General features: G+C 60.6%; 15 protein-coding genes. 9 read left to right on the top strand and 6 right to left on the bottom strand.

What is annotated here, in order from left to right; all coding sequences use genetic code 11:
* Window positions 1-31 precede the first annotated feature (31 nt).
* Both GDV60_RS19050 and acnA read right to left on the bottom strand, forming a co-directional pair.
* Window positions 32-820 (bottom strand): CPBP family intramembrane glutamic endopeptidase, encoded by a 789-nt coding sequence (locus tag GDV60_RS19050; RefSeq protein ID WP_029300061.1) that lies wholly within the window; start codon window positions 818-820, stop codon window positions 32-34.
* A gap of 153 nt (window positions 821-973) precedes the next feature.
* Window positions 974-3,715, bottom strand: a complete 2,742-nt coding sequence (gene acnA / locus GDV60_RS19045) for an aconitate hydratase AcnA (protein ID WP_029300063.1) — start codon at window positions 3,713-3,715, stop codon at window positions 974-976.
* Window positions 3,716-3,905: 190 nt separating this feature from the next.
* Here acnA and rlmM point away from each other — a divergent pair, with 190 nt between their 5' ends.
* On the top strand, window positions 3,906-4,979 hold the full coding sequence (gene rlmM, locus GDV60_RS19040; RefSeq protein WP_159908448.1) for a 23S rRNA (cytidine(2498)-2'-O)-methyltransferase RlmM: 1,074 nt from the start codon (window positions 3,906-3,908) through the stop codon (window positions 4,977-4,979).
* 34 nt (window positions 4,980-5,013) lie between these two features.
* The gene (tusA, locus tag GDV60_RS19035; RefSeq protein WP_070994698.1) at window positions 5,014-5,265 is read left to right on the top strand and encodes a sulfurtransferase TusA; all 252 of its coding nucleotides are present in this window, start codon (window positions 5,014-5,016) and stop codon (window positions 5,263-5,265) included.
* Window positions 5,266-5,293: 28 nt separating this feature from the next.
* Here tusA and GDV60_RS19030 read toward each other — a convergent pair whose 3' ends face one another.
* Entirely contained in the window at window positions 5,294-6,676 is a 1,383-nt protein-coding gene (locus GDV60_RS19030; RefSeq protein ID WP_159908446.1) for an MATE family efflux transporter, read from the bottom strand.
* A gap of 142 nt (window positions 6,677-6,818) precedes the next feature.
* Here GDV60_RS19030 and pdxB point away from each other — a divergent pair, with 142 nt between their 5' ends.
* The gene (pdxB, locus tag GDV60_RS19025; RefSeq protein WP_159908444.1) at window positions 6,819-7,952 is read left to right on the top strand and encodes a 4-phosphoerythronate dehydrogenase PdxB; all 1,134 of its coding nucleotides are present in this window, start codon (window positions 6,819-6,821) and stop codon (window positions 7,950-7,952) included.
* 55 nt (window positions 7,953-8,007) lie between these two features.
* On the opposite strand, the gene GDV60_RS26600 is transcribed toward pdxB, so the two are convergent.
* The gene (locus GDV60_RS26600; RefSeq protein ID WP_029300072.1) at window positions 8,008-8,181 is read right to left on the bottom strand and encodes a PA1571 family protein; all 174 of its coding nucleotides are present in this window, start codon (window positions 8,179-8,181) and stop codon (window positions 8,008-8,010) included.
* A gap of 245 nt (window positions 8,182-8,426) precedes the next feature.
* Here GDV60_RS26600 and GDV60_RS19020 point away from each other — a divergent pair, with 245 nt between their 5' ends.
* Window positions 8,427-10,202, top strand: coding sequence for an ABC transporter transmembrane domain-containing protein (locus GDV60_RS19020; RefSeq protein WP_167362639.1), 1,776 nt, complete (start codon window positions 8,427-8,429; stop codon window positions 10,200-10,202).
* Window positions 10,203-10,266: 64 nt separating this feature from the next.
* Here the strand turns inward: GDV60_RS19020 and GDV60_RS19015 are convergent, their stop codons facing one another.
* A complete protein-coding gene (locus GDV60_RS19015; RefSeq protein ID WP_092231743.1) occupies window positions 10,267-12,195 on the bottom strand; it encodes a transglycosylase SLT domain-containing protein in 1,929 nt (642 codons plus the stop codon).
* 212 nt (window positions 12,196-12,407) lie between these two features.
* On the opposite strand from GDV60_RS19015, the gene GDV60_RS19010 reads away from it, so the two are divergent.
* Window positions 12,408-14,324, top strand: a complete 1,917-nt coding sequence (locus GDV60_RS19010) for an ATP-binding cassette domain-containing protein (RefSeq protein WP_159908442.1) — start codon at window positions 12,408-12,410, stop codon at window positions 14,322-14,324.
* 115 nt (window positions 14,325-14,439) lie between these two features.
* On the opposite strand, the gene GDV60_RS19005 is transcribed toward GDV60_RS19010, so the two are convergent.
* Window positions 14,440-14,877, bottom strand: a complete 438-nt coding sequence (locus GDV60_RS19005) for a universal stress protein (RefSeq protein ID WP_029300080.1) — start codon at window positions 14,875-14,877, stop codon at window positions 14,440-14,442.
* A 95-nt stretch (window positions 14,878-14,972) separates the two neighbouring features.
* On the opposite strand from GDV60_RS19005, the gene GDV60_RS19000 reads away from it, so the two are divergent.
* From GDV60_RS19000 to GDV60_RS18985, 4 genes are all read left to right on the top strand, one after another.
* Window positions 14,973-15,410, top strand: coding sequence for a hypothetical protein (locus tag GDV60_RS19000; protein WP_070994694.1), 438 nt, complete (start codon window positions 14,973-14,975; stop codon window positions 15,408-15,410).
* 570 nt (window positions 15,411-15,980) lie between these two features.
* The gene (gene fadB, locus GDV60_RS18995) at window positions 15,981-18,128 is read left to right on the top strand and encodes a fatty acid oxidation complex subunit alpha FadB (protein WP_029300084.1); all 2,148 of its coding nucleotides are present in this window, start codon (window positions 15,981-15,983) and stop codon (window positions 18,126-18,128) included.
* A gap of 29 nt (window positions 18,129-18,157) precedes the next feature.
* Window positions 18,158-19,333, top strand: a complete 1,176-nt coding sequence (gene fadA / locus GDV60_RS18990; protein ID WP_029300086.1) for an acetyl-CoA C-acyltransferase FadA — start codon at window positions 18,158-18,160, stop codon at window positions 19,331-19,333.
* A 95-nt stretch (window positions 19,334-19,428) separates the two neighbouring features.
* Window positions 19,429-19,665 carry a DUF1653 domain-containing protein gene (locus GDV60_RS18985; protein WP_029300088.1) on the top strand — a complete coding sequence of 79 codons (237 nt, stop codon included), beginning with the start codon at window positions 19,429-19,431 and terminating at the stop codon, window positions 19,663-19,665.
* Window positions 19,666-19,776: the final 111 nt, after the last annotated feature.

Below are 19,776 nucleotides of genomic sequence, written 5' to 3'. Positions count from 1 at the left end.
GCTCCTGCCGGCGCAGCCTCAGCGCTGGCGATCAGGCCAGCATTGGGTAGGTAAACAACCCGAAATGCAGCAGATTCAAACCAAAGTGCGTAGCAATCGCCGCGCCCAGGCCGCCGAAGCGGTAGGCCAGGCCATAACCCGCGCCGGCAATACTGGCCAGCAGCACCCATTGCCAGCCCGCGCCCACATGCACCAGGCCAAACAGCAGCGAAGCCAATAGCAAGGCGAGGTTTTCGCCGTAGGGCATCTGCTTGAAGCGCCGGCTCAGGCCGCCCTGGATATAGCCGCGAAACAACGCTTCCTCAACCAGGGTCACCAGCAACAGGTTATTCAACACCCAGAGCCAGGCCTGGTCTGGCCATTTGGGGGCCCAACTGATGATGCCCAGCAGTACCGCGCCACCCAGGGCGGCGATGGTGGTCAGGGTCAAGGCCAGCGCGGTGGCATAGATCGACAGGCGCAACGGGCGGCGGGCGACGATCCACGGGCAGGCGAGTAGCAGCCAGAAGCCAATCAGTGGTTTGTCCTGGTTCAGGTACAACGAGAAGGGCACGGCGTCGGCGGTGAAACGCTGGGGGTCGATGGCGCGACCGTTTTGGAAGCCGGGTAGCCAGTGCATCGCCAGGCCCAGGGCCAATACGATGAACAGGCCATGGCCAAGGTAGCGCGCCCATGGGACGTGCTGTTGGCGTACGGCATAACCTGCGACCAGCAGTAGCCCGATGGAGGCCCCTGCCAGCAAACCCAGTTGCCCGTAGGTCAGGGCCAATCCATAGCCAATGGAAAGAAGGGCCAGGTACAGCCAGGGCAAAGCGGGCATAAAAAATCCTTGTGACGGTCAACGTGACGCAATTGCTTGATGTAGCTGCCGGTAAGCCGGCGCCTACAAATGAGGGCGCGGATTATAGCGACAGTTGCAGGCGGTAAAAATGAAAACACCGCCCGAAGGCGGTGTTGGGTCTGGCTTGTGGCGTTATGAAGCAATCAACTGGCGCAGTACGTAATGCAGAATCCCCCCCGCCTTGAAGTATTCAACTTCATTGAGGGTATCGATCCGGCACAGGACCTCGACTTTTTCGCTGCGGCCGTCTTCGCGGGTAATCACCAGCGTCAGGTTCATGCGTGGTTCGATATCGGCATCGGTCAGGCCGAGAATATCGATCTTCTCCTTGCCGGTCAGTTGCAGCGCCTTGCGGTTCTGGTCCAGTTTGAACTGCAATGGCAGCACGCCCATGCCCACCAGGTTGGAACGGTGGATACGCTCGAAGCTCTCGGCAATCACCGCCTTGACGCCCAGCAGGTTGGTGCCCTTGGCGGCCCAGTCGCGGCTGGAACCGGTGCCGTACTCCTGGCCGGCGATCACCACCAGCGGCGTGCCGGACGCCTGGTATTTCATAGCGGCGTCGTAGATCGGCATCTTCTCGCCGGTGGGAATGTAGAGGGTGTTGCCGCCTTCTTCGCCGCCGAGCATTTCGTTGCGGATCCGGATGTTGGCGAAGGTGCCGCGCATCATCACTTCATGGTTGCCGCGGCGCGAGCCATAGGAGTTGAAGTCCCGTGGTTCCACGCCCTGTTCGCGCAGGTAGCGGCCGGCCGGGCTGTCAGCCTTGATGTTGCCGGCCGGAGAGATGTGGTCGGTGGTCACCGAATCACCAAGCAGGGCCAGGATGTTGGCGCCTTGCACATCCTTGATCACCGGCAAGGGGCCGGCGATGTCGTCGAAGAAGGGCGGATGCTGGATATAGGTGGAGTCTTTTTGCCATACATAAGTCGCGGCCTGCGGCACTTCAATGGCTTGCCACTGTTCGTCACCGGCAAACACCTCGGCGTATTCCTTATGGAACATGCTGGTGCTGACCTGGGCCACCGCGTCGGCGATCTCCTGGCTGCTGGGCCAGATATCGCGCAGGTATACCGGCGCACCATCCTTGCCGGTGCCCAAGGGCTCGCTGCTGATATCAATGCGCACGGTCCCGGCGAGGGCGTAGGCCACCACCAGGGGCGGCGAGGCCAGCCAGTTGGTTTTCACCAGGGGGTGCACGCGGCCTTCGAAGTTACGGTTGCCGGACAGCACCGACGCCACGGTCAGGTCGGCTTTCTGGATGGCTTTCTCGATAGGCTCCGGCAATGGCCCGGAGTTGCCGATACAGGTGGTGCAGCCGTAACCCACCAGGTCGAAGCCCAGTTGGTCGAGGTACGGCGTCAGGCCGGCGGCGTTGTAGTAGTCGGTAACCACCTTGGAGCCAGGCGCCAGGGAGCTTTTTACCCACGGCTTGCGGGTCAGGCCCTTTTCCACGGCTTTTTTCGCGACCAGGCCGGCGGCCATCATCACGCTGGGGTTGGAGGTGTTGGTGCAGGAGGTAATCGCGGCGATCACCACCGCGCCGTTTTTCAGGCGATAGGTCTGGCCTTCGAAGTCGTAGTCGGCTTCGCCCACCAGGTCGGCATTGCCCACGGCGACACCGCCGCCGCCTTCGCTTTCCAGGCGGCCTTCTTCCTTGCTCGCAGGTTTGAACTGCAAGTCGAGGAAGTCACTGAACGCTTGACCCACATCTGGCAGCGAGACTCGGTCCTGCGGGCGTTTCGGCCCGGCCAGGCTGGCTTCGACGCTGGCCATGTCCAGCGCCAGGCTGTCAGTGAACACCGGTTCTTCACCGGCATTGCGCCACAGGCCCTGGGCCTTGGTATAGGCCTCGACCAGCTTGACGGTGGCGTCAGGCCGGCCGGAGAGGCGCAAGTAGTCCAGGGTCACTTCGTCCACGGGGAAAAAGCCGCAGGTGGCGCCGTACTCCGGTGCCATGTTGGCAATGGTGGCGCGGTCGGCCAGGGGCAGGTCAGCCAGGCCGTCGCCATAGAACTCGACGAATTTGCCCACCACGCCTTTTTTACGCAGCATCTGCGTGACCGTCAGCACCAGGTCGGTGGCGGTGATGCCTTCTTTGAGTTTGCCGGTGAGCTTGAAGCCGATCACTTCGGGGATCAGCATCGATACCGGTTGGCCAAGCATCGCCGCTTCCGCCTCGATGCCACCCACGCCCCAGCCCAAAACGCCGAGGCCGTTGATCATGGTGGTGTGGGAGTCGGTGCCCACCAGGGTATCGGGGAAGGCATAGGTACGGCCGTCTTCGTCTTTGGTCCACACCGTGCGACCCAGGTATTCCAGGTTGACCTGGTGGCAGATGCCGGTGCCTGGCGGTACCACGCTGAAATTGTCAAAGGCGCTCTGGCCCCAGCGCAGGAACGCATAACGTTCGCCGTTGCGCTGCATTTCGATATCGACGTTTTGCTCGAAGGCGTCGGCGTTGCCGAACTTGTCGACCATCACCGAGTGGTCAATCACCAGGTCCACCGGCGACAGCGGGTTGATGCGCTGCGGATCGCCACCAGCCTTGGCCACGGCGGCGCGCATGGCGGCCAGGTCGACCACGGCGGGCACGCCGGTAAAGTCCTGCATCAGCACCCGGGCCGGGCGGTACTGGATCTCGCGGTCGGAGCGCCGCTCCTTGAGCCAGGCAGCAAGCGCCTTGAGGTCGGCGCCGGTCACGGTTTTTTCGTCCTCCCAGCGCAGCAGGTTTTCCAGCAGCACTTTGAGGGACATCGGCAACTTGTCCAGGTCACCCAGGCTCTTGGCGGCTTCGGGCAAGCTGAAGTAGTGGTAAGTCTTGCTGTCGACTTGCAGGGTCTTAAGGGTTCTCAGGCTATCAACGGATGACATTACATGACTCCTTATGGTCCGCACGGCTACGGACCTGACGGGACGAACAGAGCTTACAAGCTAGCCCTGTTTTCAGTAGCAGGCTAATAACTGGACTCTATGGACAAGTCCAAGGTTCCGAACTCAGCTATCATGCGCGCGTTTTCATGACAGGCCTTGCGCTACAGCAAGCGTGTTACCAGGAGAGTTGATGAACACCCTTTTTATGCATTGCCGCCCGGGTTTTGAAGGCGAAGTCTGTTCCGAGATCGCGGAACACGCCGCGCGCCTGAACGTTTCCGGCTATGCCAAGGCCAAGACCGGCAGCGCCTGCGCCGAATTTGTCTGCACTGAAGAAGACGGCGCCCAGCGCCTGATGCGCGGCCAACGCTTTGCCGAACTGATCTTCCCGAGGCAGTGGGCGCGTGGGGTTTTCATCGATCTGCCGGAAACCGACCGCATCAGCGTGATCCTCGCGCACCTGCGGGATTTCCCGGTATGCGGCAGCCTGTGGCTGGAAATGGTCGATACCAACGATGGCAAGGAACTGTCGAACTTCTGCAAGAAATTCGAAGTGCACCTGCGCAAGGCCCTGCTGGCCGCCGGCAAGCTGGTCGAAGACCCGAGCAAGCCGCGCCTGCTGCTGACCTTCAAGAGCGGGCGCGAAGTGTTTATGGGCCTGGCCGAGTCAAATAACTCGGCCATGTGGCCGATGGGCATCCCGCGCCTGAAATTCCCCCGCGACGCGCCAAGCCGCTCGACCTTGAAGCTGGAAGAGGCCTGGCACCACTTTATCCCCCGGGACCAGTGGGACGAGCGCCTGAACGGTGACATGACCGGCGTCGACCTCGGCGCGGCGCCGGGCGGCTGGACCTGGCAACTGGTCAACCGGGGCATGCTGGTGACGGCGATTGATAACGGGCCGATGGCCGAAAGCCTGATGGACACCGGCCTGGTGCAACACTTGATGGCGGATGGTTTTACCTTCACCCCCAAGCAGCCGGTGGACTGGATGGTCTGCGATATCGTCGAGAAACCGGCGCGCAACGCGGCCCTGCTGGAAACCTGGATCGGCGAAGGGCATTGCCGCGAAGCGGTGGTCAACCTCAAGTTGCCGATGAAACAGCGCTACGCCGAGGTGAAGCGCCTGCTGGAACGCATCGAAGAAGGCTTCAAGGCGCGGGGCATTCGCGTGGAAATCGGCTGCAAGCAGCTGTACCACGACCGCGAGGAAGTCACCTGCCACCTGCGCCGCCTCGACGTAAAGAAACCCAAGGCCCGGTAAATGCACCTAGGAGCCGGCTGTTTAGGAGTGAACGATGAGTGACATTTTTGACCCTGCCGTTGACGGCACCCTCGACGCCACCGGCCTCAACTGCCCGGAACCGGTGATGATGCTGCACCAGCACATCCGCGACCTGGCGCCGGGTGGCCTGCTCAAGGTCATCGCGACCGATCCCTCGACCCGCCGCGACATCCCCAAGTTCTGCGTGTTCCTGGACCATGAACTGGTGGAGCAGCGCGAAGAGGCAGGTACTTACTTGTACTGGATCCGCAAGAAGGCCACCTGAGACTGATACCTACAGTGGGCAGTCGCGCTTAAACCTGGCGAATGCGCTTGCGCGCACTGCGTGCCAGGCGCACCACCAGCATTGCCGCTGCGCAACTGAGGCCGACGATCAGCCCCTGCCACAAGCCGCTCGGGCCGTTGGCCTGGCCCAGCCAGTCGGTCAGCCCCAGCAAGTAACCTACCGGCAAGCCCACGCCCCAGTAGGCGAACAGGGTCAGGATCATGGTCACCCGGGTGTCCTGATAACCGCGCAGGGCGCCAGCCGCCGTGACCTGGATCGCATCGGAAAACTGGAACAGCGCCGCGAACACAATCAGCATCGCCGCCACCTGGACCACCAGCGGGTCGGCGGTGTAGATCGTGGCGATCTGCTCGCGGAACAACAGCATCAGGCTGCATGACAGGCAGGCATAGGCTAGGGCGGTGCCCATCCCCACGCCTGCGGCGAAGCGTGCTTCACGGGGTTCGCCACGGCCCAGGGCCTGGCCCACCCGCACGGTCACGGCCATGCTCAGGGAGTAGGGGATCATGAACACCAGGGAGCTGAAGTTCAGGGCGATCTGGTGCCCGGCCACCACGGTTGCGCCCAGGCTGCCGATCAGCAGGGCGATCACCGCAAAGATGCTCGACTCGGCAAACACCGCGATGCCAATCGGCAGGCCGATGCCCAGGATGCGCTTGATCACCGACCACTTTGGCCAGTCGAAGCGCTTGAACAACTCGCTGGCCTGATAGGCCGGTGCCCAGCGGGTCCAGGCGGCGAAGCCCAGCATCATCGCCCACATCACAATCCCGGTGGCCCAGCCGCAGCCTACGCCGCCCATGGCCGGCACACCGAAATGGCCGTAGATGAACACGTAGTTCAGCGGGATGTTCAATGCCAGCCCGCCCAGCCCGAGGATCATGCTCGGGCGCGTGCGGCCCAGCCCGTCACTGAAACAGCGCAGCACGTAATACAGCGCCACCGCCGGCATGCCGAAGGCAATGCCGTGCAGGTAGCCCATGCAGGGGGCGATCAGTTCGGGGTCGACGTTCATCGCGTGCAAGATCGGCTCGGCACTGATCAACAGCAAGGACGCGGTGCACCCCACTACCAGCGCCAGCCAAAGCGACTGGCGAACCAGCGGGCCAATCTCGCGGTAATGGCCAGCGCCAAAGCGCTGGGCGACTTTGGGGGTGGTGGCCAGCAAGGTTCCGGTCATCAATAGATACACCGGGATCCAGATGGAGTTGCCCAGGGCCACTGCCGCCAGGTCCCGCGAACTGACACGCCCGGCCATCACCGCATCGACAAAGCCCATGGCGGTGGTTGCCAGTTGCCCGATCATGATGGGCAAGGCCAGCGCCAGCAGGCTATAGACTTCCCGGCGAACGCGGGCAGGGCGGGAGAGGGGCAAAGTGGCAGTGTTCACGTGCAGATGTCCGATAAGGGGGAGCGCAGGACGGCGCATTCTACGCCTTGACGGATAGGTCAGGAAATTACCTGTGTAGTGGATTTGTAAACGTTCCAGGGGCCGGTGCCTGTACACTGCTGGTCCGCCAAAGGAGCCTGCCATGCTGATTGTTGCCGACGAAAATATCCCGCTGCTCGATGCGTTCTTTGAAGGTTTCGGCGAGATCTGCCGGGTGCCGGGCCGCGCCATCGACCGCGCCGCCATTGAACAGGCCGATGTGCTGCTGGTGCGTTCGGTGACCAACGTCAACCGTGCGTTGCTGGAGGGCACGGCGGTACGGTTTGTCGGCACCTGCACCATCGGCACCGATCACCTGGACCTCGATTACTTTCAAAGGGCCGGGATCCAATGGTCCAGCGCGCCGGGCTGCAACGCTCGTGGTGTGGTGGACTATGTGCTGGGCAGCCTGCTGACCCTGGCTGAAATCGAAGGTGCTGACCTGACCCAGCGTACCTATGGCATCGTTGGTGCCGGTGAGGTGGGCGGGCGCCTGGTCAAGGTGCTCAAGGGCCTGGGCTGGAAAGTGCTGATCTGCGATCCGCCCCGCCAGGTCGCCGAAGAGGGCGATTACGTGAGCCTGGAACAGATCATCGAGCAGTGCGATGTGATCAGCCTGCACACCCCGCTGAAAAAATCCGGCAATGGCTCGACCTGGCACCTGCTGGATCGCCAGCGTCTGGAGCAGCTCAAGCCGGGCACCTGGCTGATCAACGCCAGCCGTGGCCCGGTGGTGGATAACACGGCGCTGCGCGAGGTGTTGCTGGAGCGCGAGGATTTACAGGCAGTGCTGGATGTGTGGGAAGGCGAGCCTGAAGTGGATGTGGAGCTGGCCGAGTTGTGCGTGCTGGCGACTCCGCACATCGCCGGCTACAGCCTCGACGGCAAGCAGCGCGGCACGGCGCAGATCTACCAGGCGTTGTGCGCGCACCTTGGGCAACCGGCGAGCATTCAGTTGAGTGACCTGCTGCCCGAGCCATGGCTGGCCGAGGTCACTCTCAATGCCAACACCGACCCGGCCTGGGCCCTGGCGACGTTGTGCCGCAGCGTCTACGACCCGCGCCGTGACGATGCGGACTTTCGCCGTAGCCTGGTAGGAACAGTCGAAGAACAGCGCAAGGCATTCGACCTGCTGCGCAAGCACTACCCGGATCGCCGCGAGATTGACGGCTTGAAGGTGCGGATCAATGGTGAGTCGCCAGCTTTGTCGAGCATCGTCGCCGCACTGGGAGCATAAAAAAACGCATAAAAAAACCGGCCACTGGGGCCGGTTCTGAAAGAGCTGGGGCGTATCAGCCTTGCTGGGCAGGCTTGACCAGTTTCTGCTCCAGTTCGGCGCAGGCGCCCTGGATCATCTCTTCGGTAATCTGCACTTCGCGGCCCTGGGCATCGATGTACGAGCAAGGCAACTGCTGTGGCTGGCGGATTACTTCAACTTTGTCAGTGCTGCTGTTTTGCAAGGACATGGCCTGTCTCCTCATCAGGTTGTGTACCTACTCTAATTCCCCCGCGTGACCGAGCTGTTACAACTCCTTAGCCCGTCGGCGGATCGAATGCCCAGTCCAGCAGAAATCGCGCCGGATTTCCAGCCGGACTTTAGACCGATAGCCTCTAGGGCCTAGTCTTGCCGGGCATAATTAACCTGACTCATTGTGATTTACCCAAGTTCAATCCGATTGCGGTGTAGGCTTGGCATTGTCTTCCTCAGGTGATGCTCTCCATGCTTTCAGCCCGTCAACGCCGCGCCATCCGCCTGGCCCTGCGCTTTATCGCTCCGTATCGCTGGCAGGCCGTCGGTGCGTTGCTCGCACTGATCGTCACGGCAGGCATCACCTTGTCCATGGGCCAGGGCATCCGCCTGTTGGTGGACCAGGGCTTCATGACCCAATCGCCACACTTGCTCAACCAGTCCATCGGCCTGTTCATGATCCTCGTGCTGGGCCTGGCGGTGGGCACGTTTGCGCGGTTTTATTTGGTGTCGTGGATCGGTGAGCGGGTGGTCGCGGACATTCGCCGGCTGGTGTTCAACCATCTGATCTACCTGCATCCGGGTTTTTATGAAAACAATCGCAGCTCGGAAATCCAGTCACGCTTGACCGCCGATACCACTTTGCTGCAATCGGTGATCGGTTCATCCCTGTCGCTGTTCCTGCGCAACGCTTTGATGGTGATCGGCGGGATTGTGTTGCTGTTTATCACCAACCCAAAACTCACCAGCATCGTGGTGGTGGCGTTGCCGCTGGTGTTGGCCCCGATCCTGATCTTCGGCCGGCGCGTGCGCAGCCTCTCGCGCCAGAGCCAGGACCGGATTGCCGACGTCGGCAGCTACGTCTCCGAGACCCTGGGCCAGATCAAGACCGTACAGGCCTATAACCATCAGATGCAGGATGAGCAGCGCTTCGCCGTGACGGTCGAGGACGCATTCACCACGGCGCGCAAGCGTATCGTCCAGCGCGCCTGGCTGATCACTTTGGTGATTGTGCTGGTGCTGGGCGCCGTGGGCGTGATGCTGTGGGTGGGCGGCATGGATGTGATCGCCGGGCGCATCTCCGGTGGCGAACTGGCGGCCTTTGTGTTCTACAGCCTGATCGTGGGCAGCGCGTTTGGTACCTTGAGCGAAGTGATTGGCGAGTTGCAGCGCGCTGCCGGGGCTGCGGAGCGGATTGCCGAGTTGTTGCAGTCGCCTAATGAAATCCAGGCTCCGTCCTATGGTGTGGTCAAACTGCCAGAACGGGTCAGTGGTCGCCTGGAGCTACAAGACCTGCATTTTTCCTACCCATCGCGTCCCGATCGCTACGCTATCGATGGGCTGAGCCTGAGCATCAATGCCGGTGAAACCCTGGCCTTGGTGGGGCCGTCCGGTGCGGGTAAATCAACGATTTTTGATCTGTTGCTGCGCTTCTACGACCCGCAACAGGGGCAAGTGCTGCTGGAAGGCCAGCCTCTGAGCGCATTGGACCCGTTGGACCTGCGCCGCTGTTTTGCCCTGGTATCCCAGAGCCCGGCGCTGTTTTTTGGCAGCGTTGAAGAAAACATCCGCTACGGCAACCCCAAGGCCACACTAGCCCAGGTCGAAGAAGCGGCGCGCATTGCCCATGCCCATGATTTCATCCTGCAAATGCCCGACGGCTACCAGACCCACCTGGGGGATGGCGGCATGGGCCTTTCTGGTGGGCAGCGCCAGCGCCTGGCTATCGCCCGGGCCTTGTTGGTGGATGCACCGATCCTGCTGCTGGACGAAGCCACCAGCGCCCTCGACGCCCAGAGCGAGCATCTGATCCAACAGGCATTGCCGCAACTGATGCAGGGACGTACCACCCTGGTGATCGCCCACCGCCTCGCCACGGTGAAAAACGCCGATCGGATTGCGGTGATGGATCAAGGCAAATTGGTCGCGGTGGGCACCCATCAGCAACTGATCGCCACCAACCCGCTGTATGCGCGGCTGGCGGCCCTGCAATTTAGCGATGGTCACGACGAACCCTAAAAAAAATGCCCGCGTCTCACAACGCGGGCACTTGCAGCTTCAAACGGGCAGCTTTTACCTGCTTTTACTGGTCATCAAAATAACGCTCGTGCCAATCCACCAATGGCTGTGGCGAGTTGAGCTTCTGCCCGTAGATCACCGAATAAGACAGCACGTTCTGCACATACTGACGGGTTTCGTCGAACGGAATGCTTTCCACCCACACATCGAAACTCAGGTGATCGGCGCCGCGCAGCCATTGGCGTACGCGCCCTGGGCCGGCGTTGTAGGCGGCGGAGGCGAGTACGCGATTGCCGTTGAACTGGCTGTGCACCTGGCTCAGGTAAGCGGCGCCGAGCTGGATGTTCTTGTCCGGGTCCAGCACCTGCTGCGGTGACGCCAGTGGGATGCTGAATTTGCGCGCGGTTTCCTTGGCGGTGGCGGGCATCAGTTGCATCAGGCCGCTGGCGCCGACGCCGGAACGGGCGTCATCCATAAAGGCGCTTTCCTGGCGGGTGATAGCAAACACCCAGCTCGAATGCAGGCCACGGACCTTGGCTTCACGCACCAGGGTGTCGCGGTGGGCCATCGGGAAGCGGATATCCAGGTCGTCCCAGTACTTGGCCTGGCTGATGGTGCGGATCGCCGGGAAGTACCATTTCATGTCGTAGGCGAGCTTGGCCTGGGCGACCATTTCGTCACGGTTGAAGTGGCGGCTGACGTGATACCACTCGCGGCGACCGTCGACGATCTGGCCACGGGCATAAAATTCCAGGGCGCGGCGCACACCCGGGGTGTTGCGCACCTTGTTGATCAGCGCCTGGCTCATGACCAGCGGCTGGTTGTTCAGTTGATACGGGGCCTGGGAGCGATCTGCGGCAAGGAAGCCATAAAAATCCCGCTCCTTGGCCAAGCCTTTGTACAGCACCAGTGCTTGTGGGTTCTTCGGCTCGGCCAGTTCCAGCGCGCGGGCCTGCCAATAGCGCCAGCGGTTGGTGGTGGCCAGGTCCTGGGGCAGTTTGCGGGTCAACTGGTAGGCATCTTCCCAACGGGCCAGGCGTAGCAGCAGGCGCAGGCGCCATTCGGAGACGGTGTTGTCACGCAGCTCCGGGTCGTATTTGGTCATCACGTCCAGGGCGCGCGGGTCGTAGCGTCGCGCCAGGGTCAGGCCGATTTCCCGGGCGATGGACACTTTTTCATCGCGGGAGAAGTGCATGCTGCTGGCATATCCATCCAACAGGGCCATGGCTTGTTCCGGGTCCTGGCGCGCCAGGCGGCGCAGGCCCAGGCCGACGGCGTCGGACATGGCTTCAGTGGCAGGCAGGAAGCGCGAGGGGTCACTGAGCATGGCGGGCTTTTGCGCCACGTCCACCATCAGGCGGCCCTGGGCACCCAGGGTGGGCAGGGTTTTCACCAGGCTGTTGGCCAGCGGATAGTTGCGGGCTTCGGCGGCGAGCTTGGCGCGGTCCCAGATCTTCTGCTCGGTCAATTGCCCGGCGGCAGCCCACTGGCCGAAGGTCGCATCACAGGCAGCCGGTTGGGATTTGCCGGTCATCCACAGGGCTTCGGCGGTCTTGTAGCCTTCGGCTTTGAGGTTGTTGCTCAACTGGTATTGGCCGTGCAGGCAGTCCAGTTCGGTGAAATTGAGCTTGGCGTCGTAGTACTTTTCAAAGGTCTTCCAGTCGCCACGCTCGGCGAGCCAGCGCAACCAGCGCAGCTTCATCCAGTTGGCCTGGGGCAGGTCGCCATGCTTGGCCAGGAACTGTTCGATTTCCTGGTTGCTGGCGGACTTGAGGCGTGCCGTCAGTTCGTCGTAGGCCAGGTACGGCGTGAGCGGGTAATCGGCCAGGGCCTGGCTGTATTGCATGTAGGGGCCGGTGTCGCCTTTGGCCAGGGCACGCTTGGCTTGGTCGTAATATTGGCGTTGGGTGGTCAGGTCCACTGCCTGGGCGGTTTGGACGGCTGTGGAGGAAAGAAGCAGGCAAGATAAAAAGCTGAAAAGGCGACTGCGCATGAGACGTCCGTGCAAAGAAATCAGGACTAGTGCCGACGCTGTCGACACTGATTGCCCCTAGCTTAGCCTTTTGCCCGCAGCCGGTGAAAGCTTTGCAGGCCGCTTCACTGAAGTTCTCAAGAAATGTCCTACAGAACGTGTCGGGCATGAAAATGCCGGCCGCTTCACCCCCCAACTCAGGTAGAATGCGCGCCCAGTTTTTGGAGAAGCGTATGACCCTGCTCAAATTCAGCGATGTGTCCCTTGCTTTCGGCGCTATGCCGTTGTTGGACAAGGTGTCCTGGCAGATCGCCCGTGGTGAGCGGGTGTGCATCATCGGCCGCAACGGCACCGGCAAGTCCAGCATGATGAAGTTGGTCAAGGGCGACCAGAAGCCCGATGACGGCTCCGTATGGCGCGCGCCGGGCCTGAAGATTGGCGAATTGCCGCAAGAATTGCCGGTGGCCGACGAACGGACCGTGTTCGACGTGGTTGCCGAAGGCCTCGATGGCGTCGGCGAATTGCTTGCCCAGTACCATCACCTGGCGCAGAACTGCGTCACCGACGCTGACCTGGACAAGCTGATGCACGTCCAGCAAGACCTCGAAGCCCGTGATGGCTGGCGCTTGCAGCAGCTGGTCGACAGCACCTTGAGCCGCCTGCAATTGCCGGCCGACAAGACCCTTGCCGAACTGTCCGGCGGCTGGCGTCGCCGCGTGCTGCTGGCCCAGGCCCTGGTTTCCGAGCCGGACCTGCTGCTGCTCGACGAACCGACCAACCACCTGGATATCGGCGCGATTGCCTGGCTGGAAGAAGCCCTCAAGGACTTCCAGGGCGCCGTGCTGTTTATCACGCACGACCGTTCTTTCCTGCAGAACCTCGCCACGCGCATCCTCGAACTGGATCGCGGCGGCCTGATCGACTGGAACGGCGACTACGCCAGCTTCCTGGTGCACAAGGAAGCCACCCTGGCCGCTGAAGAGACCGCCAACGCGCTGTTCGATAAAAAGCTGGCCCAGGAAGAAGTCTGGATCCGCCAGGGGATCAAGGCACGCCGCACCCGTAACGAAGGTCGTGTACGCGCCCTGAAAGCCTTGCGTGTCGAGCGTAGCGAACGTCGCGAGCGCACCGGCAAGGCCAATATCCAGCTGGATACCGCCGACAAGTCGGGCAAGCAGGTCATGGTCCTGGAGAACGTCAGCTTCCATCACCCGGATGGCCCGTTCCTGATCAAGGACTTCTCCATGGTCCTGCAGCGCGGCGACCGTATTGGTCTGCTGGGCGCCAACGGTACCGGCAAGACCACTTTGCTCAAGCTGATGCTCAACGGCCTGCAACCGACCAGCGGCACCGTGGAAGAGGGCACGCGCATCGACGTGGCCTACTTCGACCAGTTGCGCCACCAGTTGGACCTGGAAAAGACCGTGATCGACAACGTCGCCGAAGGCCGCGATTTTATCGATATCGATGGTCAGAGCCGCCACGTCCTGAGCTACCTGGGCGACTTCCTGTTCAGTCCACAACGTGCCCGCACGCCGGTCAAGGCCCTGTCTGGCGGTGAGCGTGCGCGCCTGCTGCTGGCCAAGCTGTTCAGTAAACCGGCCAACCTGCTGGTGCTCGACGAACCGACCAACGACCTCGACGTGGAAACCCTCGAGCTGCTGGAAGAGGTCCTGCTGACCTTCAACGGCACTGTACTGATGGTCAGCCACGACCGGGCATTCCTCGACAATGTGGTCACCAGTACCCTGGTCTTCGAAGGTGAAGGCAATGTGCGCGAATACGTCGGTGGTTACCAGGACTGGCTGCGCCAGGGCGGTTCGCCGCGCCTGCTGGGCGTGACCGAGAGCAAGTCTGGTAAGGCCGACTTGAACTCTGCGGTGGTTGCACCTGCCGCTGCTGAACCTGTTCAGGACGCTGCGCCGGCGGCCAAGAAAAAGCTCAGCTACAAGCTGCAGCGTGAGTTGGAAGCCTTGCCGGGTGATATCGACGCCAAGGAGCAGCAGATCGCAGCCGTGGAAGCTGAAATGGCTGACGCGGGTTTCTACCTGCGTCCTGCGGCGGAAACTGCCAAGGTCATCGAGTCCCTGGAGAAGCTGAACCAGGAACTGGAAGTGCTGGTTGAGCGTTGGGCCGAGCTGGATGCCTGATTGATTCGGCGGCAATAAAAAACCGGCGCTCTTACGAGCACCGGTTTTTTTATATGAAATTCAATCCAAAGGTAGGCGCTGGCAAGCCAGCTCCTACATTTGATCTCTGGTGTTCTTACGAACTTTTTACCAGTTTTACCGCCAGTACGTCGCACGGCGCGCCGTGCAGGACGTCGTTGGCCGTGGAGCCCAGCAGCAACGCCAGGCCATGACGACCATGGCTGCCGACCACGATCAGGTCGCAGTTCTGCTCTTTGGCCAGGTGGTGGATTTCCTGGCGTGGCTGACCATAGGTCAGGTGGCTTTGGTCCTTTTTCAGCGCAGGATACTTGGCAATCAGGCGGTCCAGGCGCTCCTTGGCCTGGTCGAACTGCTGCTGTTGCAGTTGCGAAAGGTCCATCGGTACGTCGCCGCCAAAGGCCATGGCCATGGGTTCGACGATATGCACCAGGGACAGCTTCACGGTATCGCCGGCAATGGCCACGGCGCGCTTGATCACCGGATCGCACTCTTCGGTCAGGTCCACGGCGACCAGAATATGTTCGTAAGTCATGAGGCGTTCCTCCAGGGGACTGCAATAAGTTCAGTATGGCTGCTTTCAAGCGGATGGGGTTGGATCCGCTCATCTAGAAATTCGGGAGTACACATATGACGGTCTGGATAGTGGTGTCAATCCTTCTAGTGGTGTTGAGCCCCCTGGCATGGCTGCGACCTTCGCGCCACCAGAGCGGGCGCATGGCCCTGCGCATGGAGGCCCGCCGCATTGGCCTGGCGATGCAGTTGTCGCCCCAGGAGTGGCCGCACTGGCTCAAGCAAGAGCCGCCCAGCCCGTGTGCGCAGTACTGTCGGCCGCGGCGGGGCAGTAAGCCGGCCCTCTGGTGTTACTGGCAGTTGGAGCCGGGGGTATGGGTCAATCAATGGCGGGAAACCTGTGTCGACGAGAAGTTGTTGCCGCATTTTGCAACGCTGCCGGATAACGTCTACAAAATCGAAGCCGATGGGCAGATGATCGCTTTGTATTGGGGTGAGAAGGGCGAATTGAGCGTCTTGCAGAACATCAATGCCTTGCTCAAGGCCCTGGCCTGACATCGTCTGCGCCCGAGAGCGTCAACGATAACGTGGCAAACCTGGTTTAACGCGGTGCGCTCAGGTTTTTCGCGAGCAAGCTCGCTCCTACAGTGATGGAATCGCAGGCAATAAAAAGTCCGACATCATCATCGGGCTGGAGTTGGCCAGGCAGGCCGGTAATTCGTCGATTCAACACGCCGCGCATTCGCACAGGCGTTCACACCTGCGGCTAGCCTAGCCGGATATCCGTCGCTGTACAGGCCTTTGCTGGCCCTTTTTCATTATTGATCGGGTGAATACCTGCGCATTGATTCGCCTTGGCGGTTCTGAAATGACTGAAAAGTCGCGTTTTAGCGGCCCTTTCGAGCGATTGACAATTGTCGGAAATTGGCTGAAGGTGGCGTACCCAAATCAAACGGGCGTATGAATTGAGCGTTTGTCTTTCAGACCGTTCGTACAGAATCCCGACTATCGCGTTGGCGGGTGTGCCTGGCAAATAGGCGTTAGCATCGACGGTAACGTTTGTGTTTACGCTTCGGCCAGCGTCCGACGTGTACTGTTCAGCTTCCATATCGTGGAGATCAGTTGATGATTTACGAAGGTAAAGCCATCACGGTTAAGGCTCTTGAAAGTGGCATCGTCGAATTGAAATTCGACCTCAAGGGTGAGTCCGTCAACAAGTTCAACCGTCTAACCCTGAACGAACTGCGTCAGGCCGTAGACACCATCAAGGCTGATGCATCGATCAAAGGTGTGATCGTCTCCAGCGGCAAGGACGTGTTCATCGTCGGCGCTGACATCACCGAATTCGTCGACAACTTCAAGCTGCCCGATGCCGAGCTTGTGGCTGGCAACCTCGAAGCCAACAAGATTTTCAGCGATTTCGAAGACCTCAACGTGCCGACCGTTGCCGCGATCAATGGCATCGCTCTGGGTGGCGGTCTGGAAATGTGCCTGGCCGCGGACTTCCGCGTCATGGCCTCCAGCGCGAAAATCGGCCTGCCGGAAGTCAAGCTGGGCATCTACCCAGGCTTCGGCGGTACCGTGCGCCTGCCGCGCATCATCGGTGCCGACAACGCCATCGAGTGGATTGCCGCCGGCAAGGAAAACCGTGCTGAAGACGCGCTGAAAGTGGGCGCAGTCGATGCCGTGGTTGCGCCGGACAAACTCGCAGAAGCTGCCCTGAACCTGATCAAGGGCGCCATCAGCGGCGAATTTGACTACAAGGCCAAGCGTCAGCCGAAGCTGGAAAAACTCAAGCTCAACGCCATCGAACAAATGATGTCGTTCGAAACCGCCAAGGGTTTCGTCGCCGGTCAAGCGGGTCCTAACTACCCGGCTCCGGTCGAAGCGATCAAGACCATCCAGAAAGCCGCGAACTTCGGTCGCGACAAGGCCTTGGAAATCGAAGCCGCCGGCTTCGTCAAACTGGCCAAGACGTCTGCTGCCCAGAGCCTGATCGGCCTGTTCCTGAACGATCAGGAACTGAAGAAAAAGGCCAAGGCCTACGACGAAATCGCCAAAGACGTGAAACAGGCTGCCGTGCTCGGCGCCGGTATCATGGGTGGCGGTATCGCTTATCAGTCGGCGTCCAAAGGCACGCCGATCCTGATGAAAGACATCAACGAGCACGGTATCGAGCAAGGCCTGGCAGAAGCCGCCAAGCTGCTGGTGGGCCGCGTTGATAAAGGTCGCATGACGGCTGCGAAGATGGCTGAAGTGCTCAACGGCATTCGTCCTACGCTGTCCTACGGCGATTTCGGCCACGTCGACCTGGTGGTCGAAGCGGTTGTCGAGAACCCGAAGGTCAAGCAAGCGGTACTGGCTGAAGTTGAAGCCCAGGTCAAAGAAGACACGATCCTGGCGTCCAACACCTCGACCATTTCCATCACCTTGCTGGCCAAGGCCCTCAAGCGTCCGGAAAACTTCGTCGGCATGCACTTCTTCAACCCGGTGCACATGATGCCGCTGGTGGAAGTGATCCGTGGCGAGAAGTCCAGCGAGCTGGCCGTTGCCACCACCGTTGCCTACGCCAAGAAAATGGGCAAGAACCCGATCGTGGTCAACGACTGCCCGGGCTTTTTGGTCAACCGCGTGCTGTTCCCGTACTTTGGCGGTTTCGCCAAGCTGGTCAGCGCTGGCGTGGACTTTGTGCGTATCGACAAGGTCATGGAAAAATTCGGCTGGCCAATGGGCCCGGCGTACCTGATGGACGTGGTCGGTATCGACACCGGCCACCACGGTCGCGACGTTATGGCTGAAGGCTTCCCGGATCGCATGAAAGACGACCGTCGCTCGGCTGTCGATGCGCTTTACGAGGCCAAGCGCCTTGGCCAGAAGAATGGCAAGGGCTTCTACGCCTACGAGACCGACAAGAAAGGCAAGCAGAAGAAAGTTGCCGATCCATCGGTTCACGAAGTGCTGGCGCCTATCGTCTACGAGCAGCGTGAAGTGTCCGACGAGGACATCATCAACTGGATGATGATCGCCCTGTGCCTGGAAACCGTGCGTTGCCTGGAAGACGGCATCGTTGAAACCGCCGCCGAAGCCGATATGGGCCTGGTGTACGGTATTGGTTTCCCTCCATTCCGTGGTGGTGCGCTGCGTTACATCGACTCGATCGGTGTAGCCGAATTCGTTGCCCTGGCTGATCAATACGCTGATCTGGGCCCGCTGTACCACCCGACTGCGAAGCTGCGCGAGATGGCCAAGAACGGCCAGAGCTTCTTCGGTTAAGTGCCCAGACGACTAGAGCGAGAATATTTATGAGCTTGAATCCAAGAGACGTCGTGATTGTCGACTTCGGTCGTACTCCGATGGGCCGCTCCAAGGGCGGCATGCACCGCAACACCCGTGCCGAAGACATGTCGGCGCACCTGATCAGCAAACTGCTGGAGCGCAACGTCAAGGTCGACCCGAACGAAGTCGAGGACGTGATCTGGGGCTGCGTCAACCAGACCCTGGAGCAGGGCTGGAACATCGCCCGCATGGCGTCCCTGATGACGCAGATCCCGCATACTGCTGCCGGCCAGACCGTCAGCCGCCTGTGTGGTTCTTCCATGAGCGCACTGCACACTGCCGCCCAGGCGATCATGACCGGCAACGGTGATGTGTTCGTGGTCGGCGGCGTGGAGCACATGGGCCACGTCAGCATGATGCACGGCGTCGATCCAAACCCGCATATGTCGCTGTACGCGGCAAAAGCCTCGGGCATGATGGGCCTGACCGCAGAAATGCTCGGCAAGATGCACGGCATCACCCGTGAAGCCCAGGACGCTTTTGGCCTGCGCTCGCACCAGCTCGCCCACAAGGCAACCCTGGAAGGCAAGTTCAAGGATGAAATCATCCCGATGAACGGCTACGACGAGAACGGTTTCCTGAAGCTGTTCGACTACGACGAAACCATTCGTCCGGATACCACCCTGGAAAGCCTGGCGGCCTTGAAGCCGGCATTCAATCCCAAGGGCGGCACCGTGACTGCCGGTACTTCGTCGCAGATCACCGATGGTGCCTCGTGCATGATCGTGATGTCGGCCCAGCGCGCCCAGGACCTGGGGATCCAGCCTCTGGCAGTGATCCGTTCCATGGCCGTGGCGGGTGTGGACCCGGCGATCATGGGCTATGGTCCAGTACCGGCCACACAAAAAGCCTTGAAGCGCGCAGGTCTGAGCATCTCCGACATCGACTTCTTCGAGCTCAACGAAGCTTTCGCCGCACAGGCTCTGCCCGTGCTGAAAGATCTGAAAGTACTCGACAAGATGAACGAGAAGGTTAACCTGCACGGCGGTGCGATTGCCTTGGGCCACCCATTCGGTTGCTCCGGTGCACGTATTTCCGGCACTTTGCTTAACGTGATGAAGCAAAATGGCGGCAACCTTGGGGTTGCAACCATGTGCATTGGTCTCGGCCAAGGCATTTCTACCGTCTTCGAACGCGTCTAAGCGTTGAGTTGACGGAAGCCGGGGCCCAGTGCCCCGGTTTTTGTTTTTTGGAATTTTTAATTTTTTTTTAATAAATTTTGTAAGAGGGCCAGAGCATGAAAGTCGAACCAGGGCTCTACCAGCATTATAAAGGTCCCAAGTACCGCGTTTTTAATGTGGCGCGGCACTCCGAGACCGAAGAAGAAGTGGTGTTCTACCAAGCACTGTATGGCGATTACGGCTTTTGGGTGCGCCCCTTGAGCATGTTCCTGGAGACTGTCGAAGTTGACGGCAAGCAGGTCCCGCGCTTTGCTTTGGTGCAGGTCGAACCCAGTCTTTTTTCAGGGCAATAACGGCTGGTAGCGCACAATGCTGCGCTTGACCTCACTGTGTTGCCACTATATATAGCGTTGCCGCGTCAGGCGCCAACCGCCTTTCTCTTCTCGAATTCAGGAATTTTCCGA

This window comes from Pseudomonas sp. DTU12.1, assembly GCF_009873475.1.
GTDB lineage: Bacteria > Pseudomonadota > Gammaproteobacteria > Pseudomonadales > Pseudomonadaceae > Aquipseudomonas > Aquipseudomonas proteolytica.
The sequence above is the reverse complement of the archived record's forward strand: the minus strand, read 5'-3'. Positions and strand labels throughout refer to the sequence as shown.